Source organism: Bacillus sp. FG16 (assembly GCF_057809515.1).
The window spans coordinates 14,948-39,605 of record NZ_JBMDKC010000044.1; the positions used below are offsets into that span (position 1 = coordinate 14,948).

Sequence of the window (24,658 nt, forward strand, 5' to 3'; positions counted from 1 at the left end):
ACTATTCCTGCTCTGGGTCACGCAAGTAATACCCTACTCCACGTCTAGTTACAATTAAAGTAGGATGGCTTGGATTATCTTCAATTTTTTCACGCAAACGACGTACTGTTACGTCTACTGTGCGCACATCTCCAAAATAGTCATAACCCCAAACTGTTTGTAATAAATGTTCGCGTGTCATAACTTGTCCTAAATGTTTCGCTAAATAATGTAGCAACTCAAATTCACGATGTGTAAGCTCGATATTTTCCTCGCGCTTCGTTACACTATATGCATTTGGATTAATAACAATTGGTCCAATAACCATTTCTGTGTTTTCTTCTTTTTCTGCAGCACCACCCTGTTGATGGCGGCGTAAATTCGCCTTCACGCGAGCAAGTAATTCCCTCGTACTAAATGGCTTCGTTACATAATCATCGGCCCCAAGCTCAAGCCCTAATACTTTATCAATCTCAGAGTCCTTTGCTGTAAGCATAATAATCGGCATTTCTGAGCTTTTACGTATTTCACGACAAACCTCTAAGCCATCTTTACCTGGTAGCATAATATCTAATAAAACCATATCTGGTTGTTCTTCATTAGCCTTTTCAATTGCTTCATCACCATCATGCGCCATTACTATTTCAAAACCTTCTTTTTCTAGGTTAAACTTCAAAATATCTGCAATCGGCTTTTCATCATCAACTACTAAAATTTTCTTTCCCATCATCGTCTATTTCCTCCTTATAAAAATATGGTCAATAATCCCTAAACATATTGATGTTTACATAGTATGTCCTATATGACCGCATCCTTTGTTTAAGTATTTTCTCCTCTATTCTCATAGACTCATGTATGATCCACTTTTACACGGAATCCTATACGATCTATAGAAAAACCTCTAGCTTCAACTGCTAGAGGCTCCTCGTTCTATTTTAAAATAACTACTCAGTTTTGTAAAATTACATAAATAAAAAGGATATTAAGTGGGCCCACTTAATATCCTGAGAGTGGCTCGGGACGGAATCGAACCGCCGACACGAGGATTTTCAGTCCTCTGCTCTACCGACTGAGCTACCGAGCCAACATAAATGGCGGTCCCGACCGGGGTCGAACCGGCGATCTCCTGCGTGACAGGCAGGCATGTTAACCACTACACCACGGGACCAAAAATAAGCAAAAAAAAAACATGACCCGTACGGGATTCGAACCCGTGTTACCGCCGTGAAAGGGCGGTGTCTTAACCACTTGACCAACGGGCCACGAAAAATAAAATGGTGAGCCATGAAGGATTCGAACCTTCGACCCTCTGATTAAAAGTCAGATGCTCTACCAACTGAGCTAATGGCTCATACTCACCAACGTCATATTTTCGTGACGACAAGATGTATCATAACATGTATTCTGTATTTTTCGCAACACTTTTTTTCATTTTTTTATAAAAGATAAGAAAAAACTCATGCGGACATGAGTTTTTTCTTAAAATATCAATTAAGCTTCGTATACATTACGAACAATATTTGTTTGGTTACGATCTGGTCCAACTGAGAACATAGATAATTGAATTCCTGTTAACTCAGAAACACGTTCTACGTATTTTCGTGCATTTTCAGGAAGCTCGTCTAATGATTTTACACCAGTAATATCTTCTGTCCAACCTGGAAGCTCTTCATATACAGGCTCACATTTCGCTAAAATGTTTAAGTTTGCTGGAACTTCATCAATAACTTCGCCATTGTATTTGTAAGCAACACAAATTTTAAGAGTTGGAATATCTGTTAGAACGTCGATAGAATTTAATGATAGATCCGTTAAACCACTAACACGACGTGCATGTCTTACAACAACGCTATCGAACCAACCTACGCGGCGTGGACGACCAGTTGTTGTTCCGTACTCACGACCAACTTCACGAATTTGATGACCAATTTCATCATTAAGTTCAGTAGGGAATGGACCGTCACCAACACGGCTTGTATATGCTTTACATACACCTACAACGCGAGTAACTTTCGCAGGGCCAACTCCAGTTCCAACTGTTACACCACCCGCAATCGGGTTAGAAGATGTAACGAATGGGTACGTACCGTGGTCAATATCAAGCATAACACCTTGTGCACCTTCAAATAATACACGGTGATTGTTATCTAGTGCATCATTTAATACAACAGATGTGTCGCATACATATTGTGCGATTTGTTGTCCATATTCGAAGTACTCTTCAAAGATTTCTTCTACGCTGAAACCTTCTGTATCGTACATTTTTTCAAACAAACGATTTTTCTCTACTAAATTGCGCTCGAGCTTCTCTTTAAATGCTTCACGGTCTAAAAGATCAGCCATACGGATACCAATACGAGCAGCTTTATCCATGTATGCAGGACCGATACCTTTTTTCGTTGTACCGATTTTGTTATCACCTTTGCTAGCTTCTTCTAACTCATCTTGTTTTAAGTGATAAGGTAAAATAACGTGTGCACGGTTACTTACACGTAAATTATCAGTACTTACACCACGGTCGTGTAAGTATTTTAACTCTTCAAGTAATGCTTTCGGATCTACTACTAAGCCATTTCCAATTACACAAATTTTCTCTTTATAGAAAATACCAGATGGAATTAAGTGTAACTTATATTTAACTCCGCCGAAAACAATTGTATGTCCCGCGTTATTTCCACCTTGATATCTTGCAACTACTTCCGCATGCTCAGAAAGAAAATCAGTGATTTTACCTTTTCCTTCGTCGCCCCATTGTGTTCCTACAACTACTACTGAAGACATTATTAAAGCACCTCCGCAATTTTCAAACGATCTATTCAAACAATATAATTGTACCAAAACCGAAAAAGAAGTCAACCAAAAAGCGAACATTTTTTTATTAAAAATCATTTTCGTTCGTAAGAATTATATTTTCACCTTATGAAAGCCTTATCTTTATCCCATAAAAAAAGAAACACATCTTATTATAAGAAATGTGTTTCTTTTTTATACTGCCTTTATGCCCCATCTTCAAAGCGTCGTTCTAAATTGACGAATTTATTAAATTCTTTAACAAACGCAAGCTCTACTGAACCTACCGGACCATTACGTTGTTTTGCAATGATAATTTCAATCGTATTTTTATTTTCCGTTTCACGGTCATAGTAATCTTCACGATATAGGAAAGCTACAATATCAGCATCCTGCTCAATACTTCCAGATTCACGAATATCAGACATCATCGGGCGTTTATCCTGACGAGATTCTACACCACGAGATAACTGTGATAAGGCAATAACAGGCACTTGCAATTCACGTGCAATCCCTTTTAAAGTACGAGAAATCTCAGATACTTCCTGCTGACGGTTCTCACCTGATTTCCCACTTCCTTGAATAAGCTGTAAGTAGTCAATTAAAACCATGCCAAGACCTTGTTCTTGCTTTAGTCTACGACATTTTGCTCGAATCTCATTTACCTTAATTCCCGGTGTATCATCAATATATATACCGGCATTTGAAAGACTACCCATCGCCATTGTTAATTTCGCCCAATCATCAGAAGTTAATGACCCGGTACGAAGTCTTTGCGCATCGATATTTCCTTCTGCACAAAGCATACGCATAACAAGTTGATCGGAGCCCATCTCCAAACTAAAAATCGCTACATTTTCATCCGTTTTCGTCGCTACGTTTTGTGCGATATTTAATGAAAATGCAGTTTTCCCCACTGACGGACGTGCTGCTACGATGATTAAATCATTTCGCTGGAAACCTGCCGTCATCTTATCTAATTCAGTAAATCCAGTTGGTATCCCAGTAACTTCACCTTTTTGATTATGCAAAAGTTCAATTTTATCATAAGCATCTACAAGAACATCTTTAATATTTTGAAATGCTTTTGCATTTGTTTGATGGGATACTTCTAATATTTTTTTCTCGGCCTCATTTAAAAGGCCGTCCACGTCATCTTCTCTCTCATATCCATCCGAGACAATATGAGTCGCTGTTCGAATTAAACGACGTAAAAGTGCCTTTTCAGCGATGATACGTGCATAATATTCAACGTTAGCAGCTGTTGGAACAACTTCTGCTAACTCTGCTAAATAAGACACTCCACCAACTTCTTCTAGTAATCCTTGATCAGCCATCGCTGATGTCATTATTACTAAGTCGATCGGTTCTCCTTTATCAGATAACCCAAGCATGACCTCAAAAATCTTTTGATGTTTCGTTCGATAGAATGAATCAGGTACCAATAACTCCGATGCTGACGTTAACGCATCTTGATCAATTAATATGGCCCCTAAAACCGCCTGCTCGGCCTCTATATTATGCGGAGGGGTACGATCAGCAAGTACATCACTCATACGCAATCCTCCTTGCTTAATTTATTTTTATTGTTCACTAACATGAACTTTTACTGTCGCTGTTACTTGCGGATGCAATTTCACTGTTACATTTGTGTAGCCTAATGCACGAATTGCATCATCCATTTCAAATTTACGTTTATCAAGTTTAATTTTATGTGATTTTTGCATCGCATCTACGATTTGTTTGCTCGTAATAGAACCGAATAAACGGCCACCTTCTCCAGATTTCGCCTTTACTTCTACAGTTAATTTCTCTAATGTTTCTTTCAGCTCTTTTGCATTCTCAACTTCTGCTGCTGCATCTTTTTCTTCTTTACGCTTTTGAGCTTCTAAAGTTTTCATACTGCTATTTGTTGCTTCAGCAGCCAATCCTTGTTTTAGTAAGAAGTTATTTGCATAGCCATCTGGTACGTTTTTTACTTCTCCTTTTTTACCTTTACCTTTTACGTCTTTTAGAAAAATTACTTTCATGATTGTGTGCCTCCCTGTAAATAGTCATCAATAACAAATCGAAGCTTCTCCTCAGCTTCATCTACTGTAACATTTTTCATTTGTGTGGCTGCATTTGTCAAATGCCCGCCACCACCTAAGTTTTCCATAATTAGCTGCACATTCACTTCACCTAAAGACCTGCTGCTAATTCCAATGAGATTCTCGCCACGTTTCGCAACAACAAATGATGCAATAATTCCTGTCATTGTTAGTAACGTGTCAGCTGATTGCGCAATAAGCACTTGATCGTAGTAATCATCACTATCAACTTTAGCAATCGCAATTCCATTTTTATAAATGTACGCATTTTTTATAGCTTTTGCAACCCGTAAATACTGATCCATATCTTCCTTTAAAAGTTCTTGTACAAGTACAGTATCTGCACCATGTGAACGTAAATAAGAAGCAGCATCAAACGTACGAGCCCCCGTCCGGAATGTGAAACTTTTCGTGTCGACAATAATACCCGCTAACAATGCCGTTGCTTCTAACATTGTCATCTTTAAATTTTTCGGTTGATACTCAAGCAATTCTGTAACCAATTCTGCCGTTGAAGAAGCATATGGTTCCATGTAAACTAGCAATGGATCTTCAATAAAATCTTCTCCACGGCGATGATGATCAATAACTACTACATTTTCAATTTTATGTAACAGTTTTTGCTGCATCACCATAGAAGGTTTATGCGTATCGACAACAACCAGCAACGACTCATCATTTGCAAACTCCATCGCTTGCTCTGGAGTAATAAAATGAGACCATAACTCCTCATTTTGTTTCACTTTATCCATCAAGCGCTTAATTCCTTTATCGGAATCCTTTTCATCTAACACAATATATCCTTTACGCTCATTTAACTGAGCCACTTTTAAAATACCAATCGCAGCACCAATTGCGTCCATATCAGGAGCCCTATGCCCCATAATAATGACATTACTACTTTCTAATACTAAATCCTTTAACGCATGCGAAATGACCCTAGCACGTACACGGGTACGTTTTTCAACCGGATTTGTCTTACCTCCATAGAACTTAACTTTACCTGTCGCTTGTTTAATAGCTACTTGGTCTCCCCCACGCCCAAGCGCAAGGTCTAAACCAGATTGAGCCATTGCCCCAAGCTCTGATAAAGGTAAATCACCTGATCCGACACCTACACTTAATGTAAGTGGTATATTCCTTTTAGATGTTTCTTCACGCACCTGATCTAAAATACTAAATTTCCCTTTCTCCATCTGCGTCAGAATACTTTCATTTAACACAACGAAGAATCTTTCTGAAGATGCACGTTTTAAATACGCACCATACTTAAGTGCCCATTCATTTAGTCGCGATGTCACAAGACTTGTTATATTCGTACGTAATTGATCATCTAATCCTTGTGTAACTTCATCATAATTATCCAAATAAATGACAGCTAAAACAGTTCGTTGATCCTCGTACATCTTTTCGATTTCTGTTTGTTCCGTTACATCAAAGAAATAAATTAACTTTTCTTCTTTCCTTACAAAAACGCGAAACTTTCGATTATTTAAAGAGACTATATCATCAGAAGTTTCTCCTTTAATAAAAAGAAGTAATGTTTCTGATACATCGTAAAGGTGCCATCCAGCTAATGCATGCTGTCCCAGACATGAAGATAAATAAGGATTTGCCCAATCAATCCCATAATCCTTATTGTATAACAAAATACCAATCGGCATTTGGTTAAATGCTTCGTTACTTACTTTCTTTACCCTCGTAATCATATCTGTCGTATGCTTTTCGAAATTCCTTTGAAAATTAAGTTCAAATCGTATAACGATAAAGAATACGATACAAAAAATGACAAAAGCAGCTATCCCCATAATTAAATGAAAATAACAGAGAATTGAAATGAGAACAAATACAAAAAATGCCAATACATAAACAGGATATAAAAACCACTGTTTCTTATCAAATTCAGGCATGTATACAACTCCTATAAAGTAAAACTAACTCACCTTCCAGTTAGTTAAACAGATTAAAATAGTATAAGGAATATTACCCTATTCCCCTATTTTAGAACGCAATGAAATCCCTAAGTCAATTATACCTAAGATTGTCACAAGAGGAAACAGCATCGGAATAAACATGCATACAATAAAACTAATAATAGGAACCCCTTTAGTAAAACCTTTTCTATACGCTAAAAAGGAGATGAATGTCAGACCTTGCAGTACAAGCAATAGTGCAAATATGACATATAGGTTAGAAAATACCATATGTAAATATGATGTTGGTTCTACTTTTATAAAAGTTGCTAACAAAATAAATATAACGTAATACCAAACAATACTCTTTGGTAATTGTATATCTTTAAATTTAGGCCAAGGTATAATATCATGTTTTAACTTTTTCAAAACACTACCTGATATTATCACTGTAATCCAAGAAAAACATACTGAAACTAGAACAAGTATACTTGGAAATAACGATTGTAATATATCATTCATTTGTGTAAGTAACTCTTTTTGTTCCTTACTAATCGGCATACCTATAGCACTTACTATCTTTTCACTTTGCACCATACTTTCACTAAACATACTTTGCATTTGCTTCATTATATCTATGTTGAAAAACTTTATACTCGCAACATAAATAAGTACAAAACCAATTAAGTATGCAAGCGTCCCCGCTATTAAGATTTCCACTGGTTTTTTTCTTGTTTTATACATATATCCTAAAACAATCCCTATCAATCCAAACATAATGGTCTTCACTAAATTCATGGGTTGACTCACAATAATAGTAACAAAAAGTGCCGCTACAAAAACCACAAGCACATTAGATAGTTTATGTCTTATCGTTAATAGTATAAATGGTAACGGCAACGCAAAAGTTACAACAGTACCCAAAATCGGAACATACATAGATATAAGCAACAAAATTGCATATATAGCTAATAACGCTGCGCCTTCTGTAATAAACTTTGTTTGTTTCACATTTTAACCTCTCTTTCAAAAAAGAAAAGCATAGCAAAATGCACAGTAGAGTCCGACTCTACTGTGCATTTCATACGCTATTATTCACCAACATATGGTAAAAGTGCCATTTGACGAGCACGTTTAATTGCAACTGTAAGTTTGCGTTGGTATTTTGCGCTTGTCCCTGTTACACGACGAGGTAAAATTTTACCACGCTCAGAAACGAAACGTTTTAATAAATCAACATCTTTATAGTCAATGCGAGTGATGCCGTTAGCTGTGAAGAAACACACCTTACGACGTTTCGCACGTCCACCTTTGCGTCCTGCCATGTCTATTTCCCTCCATTCTTTGTTAAAACTAACAAATTTACTGTATTAGAACGGTAAATCGTCGTCGGAAATGTCGATCGGTTGACCTACATTTGAAAATGGATCGTCATTCTTCGTAAATCCAGAGTTACCTTGGTTACCTTGGTTACCTTGGTTACCTGAATTACTAGATTGACCAAATGGGTTAGAGCTTTGGTTACCGAAACCAGCTCCTGATGGTTGCTGATTGAATGAACCACGTTGCTCCCCACCGCCATTACGCGGCTCTAAAAATTGTACGCTTTCCGCAAGAACTTCTGTTACATATACACGTTTACCGTCTTGTCCATCGTAATTACGAGTTTGAAGACGTCCATCTACGCCTGCTAAGCTTCCTTTTTTCAAATAATTTGCTACGTTTTCTGCTTGTTTACGCCATATTACACAATTAATAAAGTCAGCTTCACGCTCACCTTGTTGATTCGCAAATGCGCGATTCACAGCTAACGTAAAAGTAGCTACTGCAACACCATTGGGCGTGTAACGTAAGTCAGGGTCCTTAGTTAAACGACCAACGAGGATAACACGATTCATCAATCGAACCACTCTCCCTTATATATCAATTATTTTTCTTCTTCTTTAACAACGATATGACGAAGGATGTCTTCGTTGATCTTAGCTAAACGGTCGAATTCGTTAATCGCTTCTGCGTTAGAGTTCACGTTTAAGATCATGTAGAAACCTTCACGTAAGTCGTTGATTTCGTAAGCTAAACGACGCTTACCCCACTCTTTCGTGTTAATGATTTCTGCACCATTGTTTGTTAAAACACCTGCAAAACGTTCAACTAAAGCTTTTTGAGCTTCTTCTTCAACGCCAGGACGAATGATGTACATAATTTCGTACTTTCTCATTACACTTTCACCTCCTTTTGGTCTAAACGGCCCATAATGGGCAAGGAGCAATTAATTTATAGTAATTACTCACGAGTTTAGATTATATCATAGTAAGTTATATGAATCAACTCACCAATACATAAAAAACTTGGCAAACATATAATATATTCGCCAAGCTCATATCTTTATTTTTCCTAGGAAATATTAAATTAAACGTTAAAACGGAAGTGCATAACATCTCCGTCTTTTACGATATACTCTTTTCCTTCTAAACGTACTTTTCCAGCTTCTTTTGCAGCTGTCATAGAACCGTTTGTCATTAAGTCATCGTAAGAAACTGTTTCTGCACGAATAAATCCACGCTCAAAGTCTGTATGGATAACGCCAGCACATTGTGGTGCCTTCATACCTTGTTTAAATGTCCAAGCACGTACTTCTTGAACGCCAGCTGTAAAGTAAGTAGCAAGTCCTAATAGGTCATATGCTGCACGAATTAATTGATCTAAACCAGACTCTTCAATACCTAATTCTTCAAGGAATACTTTTTTCTCTTCCTCGTCTAATTCAGCAATTTCTGATTCGATTTTTGCACATACAACGATTACTTGAGAATTTTCATTTTCTGCAAATTCTTTTACCATTTGTACGTATTTATTTTCTGAAGGATCGATAACATCGTCTTCACTTACGTTCGCTACGTATAACATTTCTTTTGTTGTAAGTAAATGAAGGCCTTTAACAATCTTCATTTGCTCTTCTGTAAATTCAACAGTACGAGCTGGTTTCCCCTCTTCAAAAGCTTCTTTTAAACGAACTAAAATTTCATGCTCATATACAGCTTCTTTATCTTTTTGTCTTGCTAATTTCGCAACACGCTCGATACGCTTATCAACAGACTCTAAGTCCGCTAAAATTAGCTCTAAGTTGATTGTTTCGATATCATCAATTGGATCTACTTTCCCTGAAACGTGCGTAATATTTTCGTCTTCAAAACAACGAACAACTTGACAAATTGCATCTACTTGACGAATGTGAGATAAGAATTTATTTCCTAAACCTTCACCTTTACTAGCACCTTTTACGATACCTGCAATATCAGTAAACTCGAATACAGTCGGAACAGTCTTTTTCGGTTCTACTAATTCCGTTAATTTATTTAAACGCTCATCTGGTACTTCTACAATTCCTACGTTTGGATCAATTGTACAGAATGGATAGTTCGCAGATTCTGCTCCTGCTTGTGTAATTGCATTAAATAAAGTGGACTTCCCTACGTTAGGTAATCCAACAATCCCAGCCGTTAATCCCATATTTTTCACTCCTATGTCTCAATCTTTCATCATTATAGATAGTAACGAAAAAAATGACAAGTTTCCGCCAAACGAAAAAAAGTAACAGTTACCTACTGTAACTGTTACTCTCCCTCTATTCTTCGTGCTTCACAAGTATTTTTTTCACCTTACGATCAAACTCTCTTCGAGTAATCATTACTGAATGGTCACATCCCTCGCACTTAATGCGGATATCCATTCCCATACGAATAATTTTCCAACGATTCTCGCCACATGGATGTGCTTTCTTCATTTCCACAACATCGTACAAGTTATATTCCTTTTGCTCCACTCTTCAAACTCCTCTCCATACTAAATTGCTTTTCCACTAACCAATTCTTCACGATTATATAAAACCATACGTGGATATGGAATTTCAATTCCATGTAAATCAAGACGATTTTTAATCTCTTTACGAAGTGCCCTTGCAATAACTGCATGTTGCATCGGCTCTACTTCAGCAATAACGCGCAATATAACTTCCGATGCAGCTAATGTTTGCACACCTAATAATTGAGGTGTTGTTACCATTTTTTCGTACTTTGAAGGTAACTCTACTAATAAATCTTCAATAACCTGCTCTGCTTTCGCAATATCAGCCTCATATGAAATAGATACATCAACAAAAGCTACACTATTACTAACTGAGTAGTTAGTAACTTGAATAATACTTCCGTTTGGTAAAGTATGAATTTCACCTGTCCAACTCTTTACTTTCGTTGTGCGGAGTCCAATTTCTAAAACGACTCCTTCAAATTGACCGATTTTAACATAATCGCCAACTGAAAACTGATCTTCTAGCAAAATAAATAAACCTGTAATAACGTCTTTCACTAAACTTTGAGCACCAAATCCGACTGCTAAACCAATTACCCCGGCCCCCGCTAATAAACCTGATGCATTAATATCAAACACACCTAAAATTGCAATTAGCATAATGAACATAACAACGTACGCTACAATATTTTCAAGTAATTTCGCTACTGTAACTGTACGACGTTCTGAAATTTGAATTGGAGAACGACTCCCCATACGAAACGCATTTCGTACAACCGCTCTTGCAATTCGCACAACAACTGCACCAATTATTAAAATAATACATATTTTTAATGTCGCAACTCCAATATGAGCCCAACGATCAGCATCTAATAAATACTGTTTCGTAGAATTAAACCACTTTGTTAATAAATCCATGTGCCTCTACCTCTCTAGCTAAAATTTCTTTTTAGTTATCCTTATTATTGTATCAGAAGTCCTCTAATTGCTGAAAAAATTTTATGATTTTAATCCTATTTTATACCCGCCATTCAGGTATAAAATGGAACGAATATATATATACTAGTACTATTATTTCCGTTTTCATTCACATTTTGCAAAAATTACGCACTTATAGCTTTCCATTTTTCTCACCATATAACATATATTGAAAATTTATTAAAAGGATGGGTGCTTCATGAATATTGGAAGTTTTCGCTTACCATTTTTTGAGAAAGAAACTCAAAACGTTATGCACCAAGATCTAGAAGCCTCTGAGATAATCAGTAATTTCTTACTTACCCATATTCCTATTAAAACTAATATACCACTCATTCTCGTTTGTATCGGAACAGATCGTTCTACAGGTGACGCACTTGGCCCGTTAGTTGGTACAAAACTTGAACAAATAGACATCAAAAACCTCCAAGTATTCGGTACACTCGATGAGCCCGTACATGCGCTAAATCTAGAAGAAAAAATTCAGAATATACAGAAAGAATATCCTGCTGCATTTATAATTGCTGTTGATGCATGTTTAGGAAAGTCCCAAAATATCGGGTCAATTACTACTGGAAAAGGACCTAGTAAACCTGGAGCTGCTATGAATAAGAAATTACCTGCAGTTGGTGATTTGCATATACACGGTATCGTCAATCTAAATGGGTTTATGGAGTTTTTCGTTCTTCAAAATACAAGATTAAGTTTAGTCATGAAAATGGCTGATGTAATCGCACAAAGTATAAAAGAGACAGATCAAAAATTATCCGCATTAAAAAAAGCAAACCATCTATAAATAATAAGATGGTTTGCTCTTTAATTTTTCTGTGATAATAGTTCTAAAATACGATTTAAATCTTCTTTATTAAAAAATTCAATTTCGATTTTACCTTTTTCTTTTTTCGTCTCTTTAATTTTCACATCTGTGCCAAACTTTTCTCTTAAGAACGTTTCACGTTCTACGAAAAATATATTTCGCTCTTTTTTCACTTTTTTTGTTTCACGTGAAACGTGTTGATTAATCTCTTGGACGATTTTCTCTAATTGACGAACATTTAATCCTTCTTTTTCAATGCGTTTCAATAAGGACTTCAATTGCTCTTCATCTTTTATCGTAAGTAAAGTTCTCCCATGAGCCATTGAAAGTTGACCATTTGCAATCATATCTTGGACGAACGAAGGGAGGCTTAATAACCGAGTATAATTTGCAATGTAAGGTCTGCTTTTGCCAAGACGTTTTGCTAATTGTTCTTGCGTTACATTTAGCTCATTCATTAACATCTGGTATGCCATTGCCTCTTCCATAGGATTTAAATCTTCTCGTTGTAAGTTTTCTAACAAAGCAAATTCCATCATTTGCTGTTCAGTTAATTGTCTTACAACCGCAGGTACTTTTTCTAAACCAGCTTCTTTTGCAGCACGAAATCGTCTTTCACCTGCAACGATTTCATATCCTTTAATACTCTTCCTAGCAATTAATGGTTGTAGAATACCGTGTTCCTTAATCGAAATTGCTAATTCCTGAATAGCCTCTTTATTAAAGTGTTTACGCGGTTGATATGGATTTGGCCTTAATTCAGTTACAAGAATCTCCTGGATTGTTTCCTCTTCTTTCACATCTAAATCAGGAAAAAACACATTAATTCCTCTTCCTAATCCTTTAGCCACCTGCAATCACTTCCTCTGCTAAATCTATATATACTTCTGCTCCTCTTGATTTAGCGTCATACTGCATAATAGGTTTCCCATGACTTGGAGCCTCGCTCAAGCGTACATTACGCGGAATAATCGAGCGATATACTTTATCCCTAAAATACTTTTTCACTTCATCTATAACTTGGATCCCTAAATTTGTACGGGCATCCAACATCGTTAACAATACGCCTTGAATTGCTAAATTTTTATTTAAATGTTTTTGTACAAGTCGAACTGTATTTAATAGCTGACTTAAGCCTTCTAGTGCGTAATATTCACACTGTACCGGAATAATAACCGAATCTGCTGCTGTTAATGCATTAATCGTTAATAACCCTAAAGACGGGGGACAGTCGATAATAATATAATCATATTCATCACGAACTGGCTGTAATGCTCTTTGCAAACGTACTTCCCGGGAAATAGTCGGTACCAATTCAATTTCAGCACCAGCCAATTGAATTGTAGCGGGTAGAACATCTAAGTTTTCAGTTGCGGTTTTCTGTATAACCCCTTGAACATCTGCATCTTCCACAAGAACATTGTAAATACATTGATCTAATTCAGATTTTTCAATCCCCACACCAGTCGTTGCATTTCCTTGAGCATCAATATCTACAAGAAGGACTTTTTTACCTACTTGTGCCAATCCAGCCCCTAAATTAACAGATGTTGTGGTTTTTCCAACACCGCCTTTTTGATTAGCAATAGCAATGATTTTTCCCATGATGTCACCTACTTTCAACCTTTCTATCTTATTCTAGTAACAATTACGTTTATTGTAACATGAAATAAAACTTTTTCTTTTACGTCCTTTATTAAACTTCAAAATTTATTTCTAAACTCCTTCTTCATTTAACAAGAAAATATAGTAAAAGAGACCTCTCCAATAGGATAAGGTCTCTAACACGTCATTATTATTTTTTCTTTGGAATTTTAATTGTAATTTGATAGTACTCATCAAATTCTTCTTCCTCAGAATTAACATTCAAACCACTTTCAGTAACCATTTGTAAAGATTGTCTAATTGTATTCATAGCAATCCTCGTATCTCGACTTACTGCTTTTTGCTTTGCCTTACGCTTCGGTTTTGCTTCCTCTAGTAACTTCGCAATTCGTTCTTCTGTTTGCTTTACATTCAGTTGTTTCTCCACAATTTCCTGTAAAACCTTCAGTTGTAATTCCTCATTTTTTAAAGGAATGAGAGCGCGGGCGTGACGTTCTGTAATGCTTTTTTCTAATAATGCACTTTTTATTTCTTCAGGCAACTTTAACAATCGCAACTTATTTGCGATTGTAGATTGTCCTTTTCCAAGTCGTTGTGCCAATGCTTCTTGTGTTAAATTATGTAACTCAATTAGCTTTTGATATGCCACAGCTTCCTCGATTGCCGTTAGTTCCTCACGTTGCAAGTTTTCAATTAAAGCTACAGAAGCTGTCTCTGTATCATTTAAGTTCTTTATAATTGCAGGAACCTTTTCCCACCCTAACTTTGTTGCTGCACGAAAACGTCTTTCTCCAGCAATAATCTCGTACTTGTCATCCTCATATTGCCTTACAACAATCGGCTGAATAAGTCCATGTGTACGAATCGTTAATGCTAGCTCATCAATACGCGCATCATCAAAAACTGTTCTTGGTTGATAACGGTTAGGGGTAATATTTACTATCGGAATTTCTTGTATTTCTTCATATACCTTTTTATCTATCTCTTCATGGCTTTCGTCTTGTAATTCGAATTCGCTCTCTTTATCTCCAAAGCCAAATAAACGAGAAAACGTATTTTTCATACATATTCCACCACCTTTTAGGCCTATTGACTATTCTCCATAAAATGTTTCCTATGAAACATTTACGTTTTCATTTATATAATTTAATCTTACGTCTAATAAGATTTATTTTTCAATAGGTAATTTATTGGGTGTTCCCGGTTTGCGTGGATATTTCTTTGGTGTCTTGCGCTTTTTCTCGATTAATAAAATATTACGTTCACTCTCTTCAAACGGTAATTGGAACGTAGACATCTCTTTTAACTCTCCGCCTAGCACCTCTAAAGCATACTTGCCATTTTCAATTTCCTCGTTTGCTGCTGCACCTTTCATTGCAATGAATGTTCCTCCAACTTTTACAAGTGGTAAACATAGCTCACTTAATACAGAAAGACGCGCAACTGCACGTGCCATTACAATATCGTATGATTCACGTACACCTTCTTTTTTCCCAAATGTTTCAGCACGATCGTGACAAAATGCAACGTCACTTAATTCTAACTTTTGTGCTAAGTGATTTAAGAAATTAATACGTTTTTGCAATGAATCTACAATCGTTACTTTTAAGTGCGGGAAACAGATTTTCAAAGGAATACTTGGGAATCCAGCCCCTGCACCAACATCGCAAATTGAGAATGGTTTTGAAAAATCATAATAAAAAGCAGCTGTAATGGAATCAAAAAAGTGTTTTAAATATACTTCTTCTTTTTCTGTAATAGCCGTTAAATTCATTTTTTCATTCCACTCTACTAATGTTTCAAAGTAGATTTTGAACTGCTCTAACTGTCTAGAAGAGAGGGTGATTCCCTTCTCTTCTAGCATAGATTGAAATTGTTCTATGTTCATCTAGCAATATCTCCTTACTATGTTATTGGTTCGATACGCGCGCAATTTTTCCTTGTTCTATATACACAAGTAAAATGGAAATATCCGCTGGATTTACGCCAGAAATACGTGAAGCCTGCCCCATTGAAAGTGGACGAACATCTTTCAATTTCTGTCTAGCTTCTGAAGCAAGGCTAGAAATCGCGTCATAATCAATATCTACAGGGATTTTTTTACTCTCCATTTTCTTCATACGCTCTACTTGCTGTAAAGATTTTTCAATATATCCTTCGTACTTAATCTGAATTTCAACTTGTTCTGTAACTTCATCACTTAATTCTACTTCACTTGGTACTAAAAGATGAATATGCTCATATGTCATCTCTGGACGACGTAATAAGTCACTTGCACGTATTCCATCTTTCAATTCACTTCCGCCAATATTGCGAATTAATTCTTGAACTTCAGGACGTGGTTTAATAATAATGCTGCTTAAACGTTCCTTTTCCTGCTCAATTTGTAATTTTTTATTTGTAAATCGCTCATATCGCTCTTCTTTAATTAATCCAATTTCACGACCAACTTCAGTTAAACGAAGATCAGCATTATCGTGGCGTAATAATAGACGGTATTCTGCACGAGACGTTAATAAACGATATGGTTCATTTGTACCTTTCGTTACAAGATCATCAATTAAGACACCAATATAAGCATCCTCGCGGCCTAAAACAACTTCTTTTTTACCTAAAGAACGGCATGCTGCATTAATCCCAGCCATAAGCCCTTGTCCTGCGGCCTCTTCGTAACCAGAAGTTCCATTAATTTGTCCTGCTGTATATAAATTTTTAATCTTTTTCGTTTCAAGTGTTGGCCATAATTGTGTTGGCACAATTGCATCATATTCAATTGCATAACCTGTGCGCATCATTTCAACATTTTCTAGGCCTGGAATTGTTCTAAGCATGTCACGTTGTACATCTTCTGGTAGGCTTGTGGATAAACCTTGTACATATACTTCTTGTGTATTACGCCCTTCTGGCTCTAAGAAAATTTGATGACGTGGTTTGTCATTAAATCTTACTACTTTGTCTTCAATAGAAGGACAGTACCTAGGACCTGTTCCTTTAATCATACCAGAATACATAGCTGAACGATGTAAATTTTCATCTATTAAACGGTGTGTTTCTGTACTTGTATATGTCAACCAACATGGAATTTGATCCATAATAAATTTCGTTGTTTCAAAAGAGAACGAACGCGGCTTATCATCACCTGGTTGAATTTCTGTTTTACTGTAGTCAATTGTATTACTGTTTACACGCGGAGGTGTCCCTGTTTTAAATCTAACAAGATCAAATCCGAGCTCCTCTAAATGCTCAGATAATGTAATAGACGGTTGTTGATTATTTGGACCGCTTGAATATTTTAAATCGCCCATGATAATCTCGCCACGTAAAAATGTTCCAGTCGTAATTACAACGGTTTTCGCTGTATATTCTGCACCAGCTTGTGTAACTACCCCTTTACATACACCTTCTTCAACGATTAAACGCTCTACCATTCCTTGGAACAACGATAAGTTTGGTGTTTCCTCAATTGTTTTCTTCAATTCATGTTGGTAAGAGAATTTATCAGCTTGCGCTCGAAGCGCACGTACAGCTGGGCCCTTACCTGTATTTAGCATACGCATTTGAATATGAGTTTTATCAATATTACGTCCCATTTCTCCGCCTAATGCATCAATTTCACGAACAACAATCCCTTTTGCTGGTCCACCAACAGAAGGGTTACATGGCATGAACGCTACCATATCTAAGTTAATTGTTAACATTAATGTTTTTGAGCCCATTCGTGCTGCCGCAAGACCAGCTTCACATCCTGCATGACCTGCACCGATTACTATGACATCGTATGAACCGGCATTGTATCCCATTGTTTATTCCTCCTAATAATCTCTATCTTTCTAAAACATCACTATATTATTTTCCTAAACAAAATTGAGAGAACAACTGGTCAATTAAGCTTTCATGAACTGTGTCACCAGTAATTTCACCAAGTATTTCCCACGTTCTTGTTAAATCAATTTGTACCATATCAATTGGCACACCATTTTCTATCGCCTCAATTGCATCACCGATTGTTTGTCCCGCTTGTGTTAATAATCCAATATGTCTCGTATTAGAAACATATGTCATATCTGCAGAATCAATTGTTCCTTCAAAGAATAAATCAGCTATTGCCTTTTCTAGTTCATCTATTCCTTGTTCCTCGATTAAAGATGTTGTAATAACACGATTTCCCGCGGCTAACTCTGTAACACGTTCCATATCAATCGTTTGCGGTAAATCAGTCTTATTCACAATAACAATAAAGTCTTTTCCTTGTACCGCACGTAATAGATCTTCATCCTCATTTGTTAAAGCCTCGCTATAGTTGACAACAACTAATACTAAATCCGCTTGGCTCATCATTTCTTTTGAACGCTCCACACCAATTCGTTCAACAACATCTTCTGTCTCACGAATACCGGCTGTATCTATAAGTTTAAGAGGTACACCACGCACATTAACGTACTCTTCAATAACATCACGAGTTGTTCCTGCAATATCAGTTACAATTGCCTTTTTCTCCTGAACAAGACTATTTAATAACGATGATTTCCCAACGTTAGGTCTACCGATAATTGCTGTAGCAATACCTTCACGTAAAATTTTCCCTTGTTTTGATGTTTCTAATATTTTTTCGATTTCCGAACGAACATGCGTCGCTTTCTCAATTAAAATATTATGTGTCATCTCTTCTACATCATCGTATTCTGGATAATCTATATTTACCTCAACATGAGCTAACGTTTCTAATATTTCTTGACGTAGGCGACCAATTAATTTAGATAATCGCCCTTCCATTTGATTAATTGCTACATTCATCGCACGATCTGTTTTTGCTCGAATCAAATCCATAACAGCTTCTGCTTGTGATAAATCGATACGTCCATTTAAAAAAGCACGTTTTGTAAATTCGCCCGGTTCTGCCAATCGTACTCCTTGTGCTAGAATAAGTTGCAATACTTTATTTACTGAAACAAGTCCACCATGACAGTTAATTTCAACTATATTTTCACGTGTAAAAGTCCTTGGTGCGCGCATAATAGACACCATAACTTCTTCAATAACTTGATTTGTATCTAAATCAATGATATGACCATAATGAATAGTGTGAGAAGGAACCTCTGTTAAATCCTTCCCTTTAAAAATACGGTCAACTTTCTCAACCGCATCATCCCCACTTACTCGAACAATGGCAATTGCACCCTCTCCAAGCGCTGTGGAAATCGCAGCAATTGTATCAAATTCCATGTCCTTTCACCTCACTTGCTTATTTATCTCTATTTCAACATGATTATTTCTTTCACTAAATTATTAGGATACCATAACGAACCTATCTACAAAAGAAGAATAACTCATTTTATTATATCCCCATGTAAAAAACACTAAACTTATTCACAGTGGATAAGTTTAGTGTTTTTTAGTTATCCACATCTATTTTTCGCTCAAAAAAACCGGCACTCATTTGAGCAACCGGTCATTTAGGAGATATTACAACATGCCGATGTGGTTCATTTCCTTCAGAAGTTGTTTTGATACCTTGATGATTTGATAATGCCTGATGAATAATTTTTCGTTCAAAAGATGGCATCGGTTCTAAAATAACTCTTTTTTTCGTATTAGATACTTGTTTCGCTAATCGATAAGAAAGTGATTCTAACGTACTTTTTCTTTTACTACGATAATTTTCAGCATCTAGTGTAATACCGATATACTGCTTCGTGTTACGATTCGCGACAAGTTTTGTTAAATACTGTAAACAGTTCAATGTATTACCTCTTTTTCCAATTAAAACCCCTACATCATCACCAGAAATTGTAAATTCGATTTCGCGTCCTTTTACAATTTTACTAATTTCAACTTCCACACCCATATTGTGAATAACATTTCTTAAATATTCTTCACATTCCTGAATTGGATCTTTCTTCAATACAACTTCTACTACTGCAGGACGATTCCCAAATAAACCAAGGAATCCTCTTTTACCCTCATCGACAATATTTATATCTACTTGATCTTTTGATGTATTTAATTGCCTTAAAGCATCCTCTACTGCCAGCTCGACTGTTTGTCCTTTAGCAGTAATTACACTCACTTGCTTGAGCCTCCAGCTTTGCTAGCCTTAATCTCTGGCCCTTTGATAAAGTACATTTGAGCAATCCCAAAGATATTACCAACAACCCAGTAAAGTGATAATGCTGCTGGGAAGTTAATCGCAAAGATTAAAATCATAATCGGCATAAGCCAAAGCATCATTGCCATTTGCGGATTTTGACCAGCTGTTCCTGCCATTGCAAGCTTTTGCTGAATAAATGTCGTAATTGCTGCAACAACCGGTAAGATATAGAACGGATCTGCCTGTCCTAAATCAAACCATAAAAATGTATGTTCACTAATTGCTGTTGTTCTCATAATCGCATGATAAAACGCGAATAAAATAGGCATCTGAACAAATATCGGTAAACATCCTGCCAATGGATTTACACCATTCTTTTGATATAACTGCATCATTTCTTGTTGTAGTTTTTGCTGTGTTGCTTGATCTTTAGAACTATATTTCTCTTTTAACTTCACCATTTCTGGTTGTAACGCTTGCATTGCCTTTGTACTCTTTGTTTGTTTAATCATTAATGGTAATAATGCAAAACGAATGATAAGAGTTGTAATAACAATTGCTAAACCGTAATTACTGTTAAATAAGTCGGCAAAATACGTGATTAACTGAGAAAGCGGATATACGAAATATTCATTCCAAATCCCAGTACTTTTCGATGTAATCGGCTGACCTGTTTCACTACAACCGGTGGCAATCGCCATTAATGCAACGACCATGGCTAGTAAACCTAATTTCTTTTTCAAAGCCTACTCCTCCTTGTATCGGTATGTATATAGTGTAATTCATTTCCTTACGCTACTTTTTTATTCTTTTCATACCAGAGCGTTTAAAGACATGAATTAAGCTTTTCTTTACTTCTTCATATGTCATCTCTGCACAAGGCTTCCTTGCTATTATAACAAAATCTTTTCCAGAATCTATCTCATCTTTTAACTCTGTAATAGCCTGACGGACCATGCGCTTAATTCGATTACGAACTACTGCATTTCCTATTTTCTTGCTAACAGAAAGGCCGATGCGAAAGTTTGGCTGTTCTTCTTTATCTAATTGGTATACAACAAACTGACGATTCGCATTTGATTTTCCTTTTTGAAAAACCGCCTGGAATTCATCATTCTTCTTTATACGATGTTTTTTCTTCATATCAATTGACACTCCTGTATTTCATCAGCGGAAATTCACTATTATTAGAAAAAAAGACCACTGAACGATCAGTGGTCTACGCAGATAATACTTTTCTTCCTTTACGACGACGAGCTGCTAGCACTTTACGTCCGTTCGCTGTGCTCATACGGCTGCGGAAACCATGTACTTTGCTGCGCTTACGTTTATTTGGTTGGTAAGTTCTTTTCATTATATGACACCTCCCTGAGGAATATCTGTTAAAGACAGTCCTATAAATTATAGTTAATCAACTAGGAAAATGTCAATGGTTCTAGAAATTTTCATCAAATATTCATTTTGAACCTATTCACATACTTTTTCACAGCATCTATATTTCCTTGTGGATAAATGTTTTTTCACGTTTTTTATATCCACAAACTTTTTTCCCACTTTTACACAGTATATCGTGTTGTGGACAAGTTTATTCCACAAGGTATTGATTTTGTGGATAACTTTCTTAAATTCATTGCTATAGCCACTTTTTTTTGATATTATAGTTGTGTTTTCACTTTGAATAAGTTTTCCACATCTTTATCTTATCCACAATTTGTGTATAACATGTGGACAGTTTTAATCACATGTGGGTAAATAGTTGTCCACATTTGCTTTTTTTGTCGAAAACCCTATCTCATATACAAACGACGTTTTTAGGTTTTAAAATACGTTTCGTATAAATATACATTTTATATTTATTAGGTTGTACATTTGTTGCGCAACCTTATTCTTTTACCATCTTAGTAAAGGAGGGACACCTTTGGAAAATATCTCTGATTTATGGAATAGTGCCTTAAAAGAATTAGAAAAAAAGGTAAGCAAACCTAGTTATGAAACATGGTTAAAATCAACAACGGCTCATAACTTGAAGAAAGACGTATTAACGATTACAGCTCCAAATGAATTTGCTCGTGACTGGCTAGAATCTCATTACTCAGAACTAATTTCAGAAACACTATACGATTTAACAGGGGCAAAATTAGCAATCCGCTTTATTATTCCCCAAAGTCAAGCTGAAGAGGACATTGATCTTCCTCCAGTTAAGCGGAATCCAGCACAAGATGATTCGGCTCATTTACCACAGAGCATGTTAAATCCAAAATATACATTTGATACATTTGTTATTGGCTCTGGTAACCGTTTTGCCCATGCAGCTTCATTAGCTGTAGCCGAGGCGCCAGCTAAAGCGTATAATCCACTCTTTATTTACGGGGGAGTTGGGCTTGGAAAGACGCATTTAATGCACGCGATTGGTCATTATGTAATTGAACATAATCCAAATGCAAAAGTTGTATATTTATCATCAGAAAAATTCACTAATGAATTTATTAACTCTATTCGTGATAATAAAGCTGTTGATTTTCGTAATAAATATCGCAACGTAGATGTTTTACTGATAGATGATATTCAATTTCTTGCTGGAAAAGAACAAACTCAGGAAGAGTTTTTCCATACATTTAATGCATTACACGAAGAAAGTAAACAAATTGTAATTTCTAGTGATCGACCACCAAAAGAAATTCCAACCTTAGAAGATCGTCTTCGTTCTCGCTTTGAATGGGGACTTATTACAGATATTACGCCGCCAGATTTAGAGACACGAATTGCAATTTTACGCAAAAAAGCAAAAGCTGAAGGACTTGATATACCAAATGAAGTTATGCTTTATATCGCAAATCAAATTGATTCAAATATTCGTGAATTAGAAGGTGCACTTATCCGAGTTGTAGCTTATTCATCTTTAATTAATAAAGATATTAATGCTGATTTAGCAGCTGAAGCACTTAAAGATATTATTCCAAATTCTAAGCCGAAAATTATCTCTATTTATGATATTCAAAAAGCTGTCGGAGACGTTTATCAAGTGAAATTAGAAGATTTTAAAGCGAAAAAACGTACAAAATCAGTTGCGTTTCCTCGCCAAATTGCAATGTATTTATCACGCGAACTTACGGATTCCTCTTTACCAAAAATAGGTGAAGAATTTGGTGGACGTGATCATACAACAGTTATCCATGCCCATGAAAAAATTTCTAAACTACTAAAAACCGATACACAATTACAAAAGCAAGTTGAAGAAATTAATGGTATTTTAAAGTAGTAGCTGAATAGTGTGAATAACTTACCTTGTTTTACGCACAGTCTATCCACATGTAGATAGACTGTTTTTACATCCTTCAAAGGGGTTATCCACATATCCACAAGCCCTATTACTATTACTACTATTTTTTATCTTTATTAATTAAATAAAATCTTATACTTACCGGAGGTTTTTCTTTATGCGTTTTACAATACAAAAAGACTATCTTGTAAGAGGTGTACAAGATGTAATGAAGGCCGTTTCTTCTCGTACAACAATCCCCATCCTTACAGGAATTAAAGTTGTAGCTACTGAAGAAGGGGTTACATTAACAGGAAGCGATGCTGATATTTCTATTGAATCGTTTATTCCAGTCGAAGAAGATGGAAAAGAAATTGTAGAAATAGCTCAATCAGGAAGCATTGTTTTACAAGCAAAATATTTTAGTGAGATTGTAAAAAAACTACCTAGAGATACTGTCGAAATTTCTGTGGAAAATCATTTTATGACAAAAATAAAATCTGGAAAATCAGAGTTTAACTTAAATGGTTTAGATTCTGCAGAATATCCGTTATTACCACAGATTGAAGAACATCATGTATTTAAGATACCAACAGATTTACTTAAGCATATGATCAGACAAACTGTATTTGCAGTTTCTACTTCTGAAACAAGACCGATCTTGACAGGTGTAAACTGGAAGGTATATAACAGCGAGTTAACTTGTATTGCAACAGATAGTCATAGACTGGCACTTCGAAAAGCAAAAATCGAAGGACATAATATTGCAGATGAATTTCAAGCTAATGTTGTTATCCCAGGTAAGAGCTTAAATGAATTAAGTAAGATTCTAGATGAGTCTGAAGAAATGGTGGATATTGTTATTACGGAGTATCAAGTATTATTCCGTACAAAGCATTTATTATTCTTCTCAAGATTGTTAGAAGGAAATTATCCAGATACGACACGTTTAATTCCAGCAGAGAGTAAAACGGATATTTTTGTGAATACAAAAGAATTCCTACAAGCAATTGATCGTGCTTCACTATTAGCGAGAGATGGCCGCAATAACGTTGTCAAATTATCAACTTTAGAGCAAGAAATGCTAGAGATTTCTTCGAATTCACCAGAAATCGGAAAAGTTGTCGAAGAAGTACAATGTGAAAAAGTAGATGGAGAAGAGTTAAAAATATCTTTTAGTGCAAAATATATGATGGATGCATTGAAAGCTTTGGATAGTACAGAGATTAAAGTTAGTTTTACTGGGGCGATGAGACCGTTCTTAATTCGTACAGTAAATGATGATTCAATTATTCAATTAATTTTACCGGTTCGTACTTACTAGGTAAGGAA

Annotated in this window: 25 protein-coding genes and 4 tRNA genes; 3 read left to right on the forward strand and 26 right to left on the reverse strand. The window is 35.9% G+C overall.

Annotated features, from left to right (window positions below):
* Position 1: 1 nt before the first annotated feature.
* From walR to ACODS7_RS17085, 16 genes are all read right to left on the reverse strand, one after another.
* Positions 2-709 (reverse strand): cell wall metabolism DNA-binding response regulator WalR, encoded by a 708-nt coding sequence (gene walR / locus ACODS7_RS17010; protein WP_000971865.1) that lies wholly within the window; start codon positions 707-709, stop codon positions 2-4.
* Positions 710-990: 281 nt separating this feature from the next.
* Positions 991-1,063 (reverse strand) — tRNA-Phe (locus ACODS7_RS17015).
* Positions 1,064-1,071: 8 nt separating this feature from the next.
* Positions 1,072-1,147, reverse strand: a tRNA-Asp gene (locus ACODS7_RS17020).
* A 22-nt stretch (positions 1,148-1,169) separates the two neighbouring features.
* A tRNA-Glu gene (locus ACODS7_RS17025) sits at positions 1,170-1,241 on the reverse strand.
* 13 nt (positions 1,242-1,254) lie between these two features.
* Positions 1,255-1,330 (reverse strand) — tRNA-Lys (locus tag ACODS7_RS17030).
* A gap of 140 nt (positions 1,331-1,470) precedes the next feature.
* Entirely contained in the window at positions 1,471-2,760 is a 1,290-nt protein-coding gene (locus ACODS7_RS17035) for an adenylosuccinate synthase (protein ID WP_000100230.1), read from the reverse strand.
* Positions 2,761-2,975: 215 nt separating this feature from the next.
* Positions 2,976-4,325 (reverse strand): replicative DNA helicase, encoded by a 1,350-nt coding sequence (dnaB, locus tag ACODS7_RS17040; RefSeq protein ID WP_001286147.1) that lies wholly within the window; start codon positions 4,323-4,325, stop codon positions 2,976-2,978.
* Positions 4,326-4,352: 27 nt separating this feature from the next.
* The gene (gene rplI / locus ACODS7_RS17045; RefSeq protein WP_000864237.1) at positions 4,353-4,799 is read right to left on the reverse strand and encodes a 50S ribosomal protein L9; all 447 of its coding nucleotides are present in this window, start codon (positions 4,797-4,799) and stop codon (positions 4,353-4,355) included.
* On the reverse strand, positions 4,796-6,769 hold the full coding sequence (locus ACODS7_RS17050; protein WP_243168673.1) for a DHH family phosphoesterase: 1,974 nt from the start codon (positions 6,767-6,769) through the stop codon (positions 4,796-4,798). Before ACODS7_RS17050 ends, rplI begins: the two co-directional genes overlap by 4 nt.
* Before the next feature lie 78 nt (positions 6,770-6,847).
* Positions 6,848-7,783: a YybS family protein gene (locus ACODS7_RS17055; protein ID WP_016079545.1), complete on the reverse strand. Its 936-nt coding sequence runs from the start codon at positions 7,781-7,783 to the stop codon at positions 6,848-6,850.
* 80 nt (positions 7,784-7,863) lie between these two features.
* Positions 7,864-8,097: a 30S ribosomal protein S18 gene (rpsR, locus tag ACODS7_RS17060; RefSeq protein WP_000918873.1), complete on the reverse strand. Its 234-nt coding sequence runs from the start codon at positions 8,095-8,097 to the stop codon at positions 7,864-7,866.
* Positions 8,098-8,142: 45 nt separating this feature from the next.
* Positions 8,143-8,673: a single-stranded DNA-binding protein gene (ssb, locus tag ACODS7_RS17065; protein ID WP_002108911.1), complete on the reverse strand. Its 531-nt coding sequence runs from the start codon at positions 8,671-8,673 to the stop codon at positions 8,143-8,145.
* 26 nt (positions 8,674-8,699) lie between these two features.
* Positions 8,700-8,990, reverse strand: coding sequence for a 30S ribosomal protein S6 (gene rpsF / locus ACODS7_RS17070; RefSeq protein ID WP_001233781.1), 291 nt, complete (start codon positions 8,988-8,990; stop codon positions 8,700-8,702).
* A 191-nt stretch (positions 8,991-9,181) separates the two neighbouring features.
* Positions 9,182-10,282 (reverse strand): redox-regulated ATPase YchF, encoded by a 1,101-nt coding sequence (gene ychF / locus ACODS7_RS17075; RefSeq protein WP_000524670.1) that lies wholly within the window; start codon positions 10,280-10,282, stop codon positions 9,182-9,184.
* A gap of 115 nt (positions 10,283-10,397) precedes the next feature.
* Positions 10,398-10,595 carry a DUF951 domain-containing protein gene (locus ACODS7_RS17080; RefSeq protein WP_000435486.1) on the reverse strand — a complete coding sequence of 66 codons (198 nt, stop codon included), beginning with the start codon at positions 10,593-10,595 and terminating at the stop codon, positions 10,398-10,400.
* Between the two features lie 20 nt (positions 10,596-10,615).
* On the reverse strand, positions 10,616-11,497 hold the full coding sequence (locus ACODS7_RS17085; protein ID WP_000365111.1) for a mechanosensitive ion channel family protein: 882 nt from the start codon (positions 11,495-11,497) through the stop codon (positions 10,616-10,618).
* 259 nt (positions 11,498-11,756) lie between these two features.
* Between ACODS7_RS17085 and yyaC the strand changes: the two genes are divergently transcribed.
* On the forward strand, positions 11,757-12,353 hold the full coding sequence (yyaC, locus tag ACODS7_RS17090) for a spore protease YyaC (protein WP_001020711.1): 597 nt from the start codon (positions 11,757-11,759) through the stop codon (positions 12,351-12,353).
* Positions 12,354-12,373: 20 nt separating this feature from the next.
* Here the strand turns inward: yyaC and spo0J are convergent, their stop codons facing one another.
* The 10 genes from spo0J to rpmH all read right to left on the reverse strand — a co-directional run bounded on the left by spo0J (position 12,374) and on the right by rpmH (position 21,421).
* On the reverse strand, positions 12,374-13,225 hold the full coding sequence (gene spo0J, locus ACODS7_RS17095; RefSeq protein ID WP_080117058.1) for a stage 0 sporulation protein Spo0J: 852 nt from the start codon (positions 13,223-13,225) through the stop codon (positions 12,374-12,376).
* The gene (gene soj, locus ACODS7_RS17100; RefSeq protein ID WP_000516114.1) at positions 13,218-13,979 is read right to left on the reverse strand and encodes a sporulation initiation inhibitor protein Soj; all 762 of its coding nucleotides are present in this window, start codon (positions 13,977-13,979) and stop codon (positions 13,218-13,220) included. Before soj ends, spo0J begins: the two co-directional genes overlap by 8 nt.
* A gap of 190 nt (positions 13,980-14,169) precedes the next feature.
* Positions 14,170-15,042: a nucleoid occlusion protein gene (gene noc, locus ACODS7_RS17105; protein ID WP_000799016.1), complete on the reverse strand. Its 873-nt coding sequence runs from the start codon at positions 15,040-15,042 to the stop codon at positions 14,170-14,172.
* Positions 15,043-15,147: 105 nt separating this feature from the next.
* The gene (gene rsmG / locus ACODS7_RS17110; RefSeq protein ID WP_001019628.1) at positions 15,148-15,867 is read right to left on the reverse strand and encodes a 16S rRNA (guanine(527)-N(7))-methyltransferase RsmG; all 720 of its coding nucleotides are present in this window, start codon (positions 15,865-15,867) and stop codon (positions 15,148-15,150) included.
* A 22-nt stretch (positions 15,868-15,889) separates the two neighbouring features.
* On the reverse strand, positions 15,890-17,779 hold the full coding sequence (gene mnmG, locus ACODS7_RS17115; protein ID WP_029443713.1) for a tRNA uridine-5-carboxymethylaminomethyl(34) synthesis enzyme MnmG: 1,890 nt from the start codon (positions 17,777-17,779) through the stop codon (positions 15,890-15,892).
* Between the two features lie 46 nt (positions 17,780-17,825).
* Positions 17,826-19,202, reverse strand: a complete 1,377-nt coding sequence (mnmE, locus tag ACODS7_RS17120; protein WP_243168674.1) for a tRNA uridine-5-carboxymethylaminomethyl(34) synthesis GTPase MnmE — start codon at positions 19,200-19,202, stop codon at positions 17,826-17,828.
* A 226-nt stretch (positions 19,203-19,428) separates the two neighbouring features.
* Complete coding sequence (gene jag / locus ACODS7_RS17125; RefSeq protein WP_243168675.1) at positions 19,429-20,046, reverse strand: RNA-binding cell elongation regulator Jag/EloR; 618 nt, start codon at positions 20,044-20,046, stop codon at positions 19,429-19,431.
* Complete coding sequence (gene spoIIIJ, locus ACODS7_RS17130) at positions 20,043-20,810, reverse strand: YidC family membrane integrase SpoIIIJ (RefSeq protein WP_000727741.1); 768 nt, start codon at positions 20,808-20,810, stop codon at positions 20,043-20,045. The genes jag and spoIIIJ overlap by 4 nt, the downstream gene beginning before the upstream one ends.
* 52 nt (positions 20,811-20,862) lie before the next feature.
* Positions 20,863-21,210: a ribonuclease P protein component gene (gene rnpA / locus ACODS7_RS17135; RefSeq protein WP_000726621.1), complete on the reverse strand. Its 348-nt coding sequence runs from the start codon at positions 21,208-21,210 to the stop codon at positions 20,863-20,865.
* 76 nt (positions 21,211-21,286) lie between these two features.
* A complete protein-coding gene (rpmH, locus tag ACODS7_RS17140) occupies positions 21,287-21,421 on the reverse strand; it encodes a 50S ribosomal protein L34 (protein WP_000831901.1) in 135 nt (44 codons plus the stop codon).
* Positions 21,422-21,985: 564 nt separating this feature from the next.
* Here rpmH and dnaA point away from each other — a divergent pair.
* Both dnaA and dnaN read left to right on the forward strand, forming a co-directional pair.
* Positions 21,986-23,326: a chromosomal replication initiator protein DnaA gene (dnaA, locus tag ACODS7_RS17145; protein WP_000428018.1), complete on the forward strand. Its 1,341-nt coding sequence runs from the start codon at positions 21,986-21,988 to the stop codon at positions 23,324-23,326.
* Between the two features lie 178 nt (positions 23,327-23,504).
* The gene (dnaN, locus tag ACODS7_RS17150) at positions 23,505-24,650 is read left to right on the forward strand and encodes a DNA polymerase III subunit beta (RefSeq protein ID WP_016079538.1); all 1,146 of its coding nucleotides are present in this window, start codon (positions 23,505-23,507) and stop codon (positions 24,648-24,650) included.
* Positions 24,651-24,658: the final 8 nt, after the last annotated feature.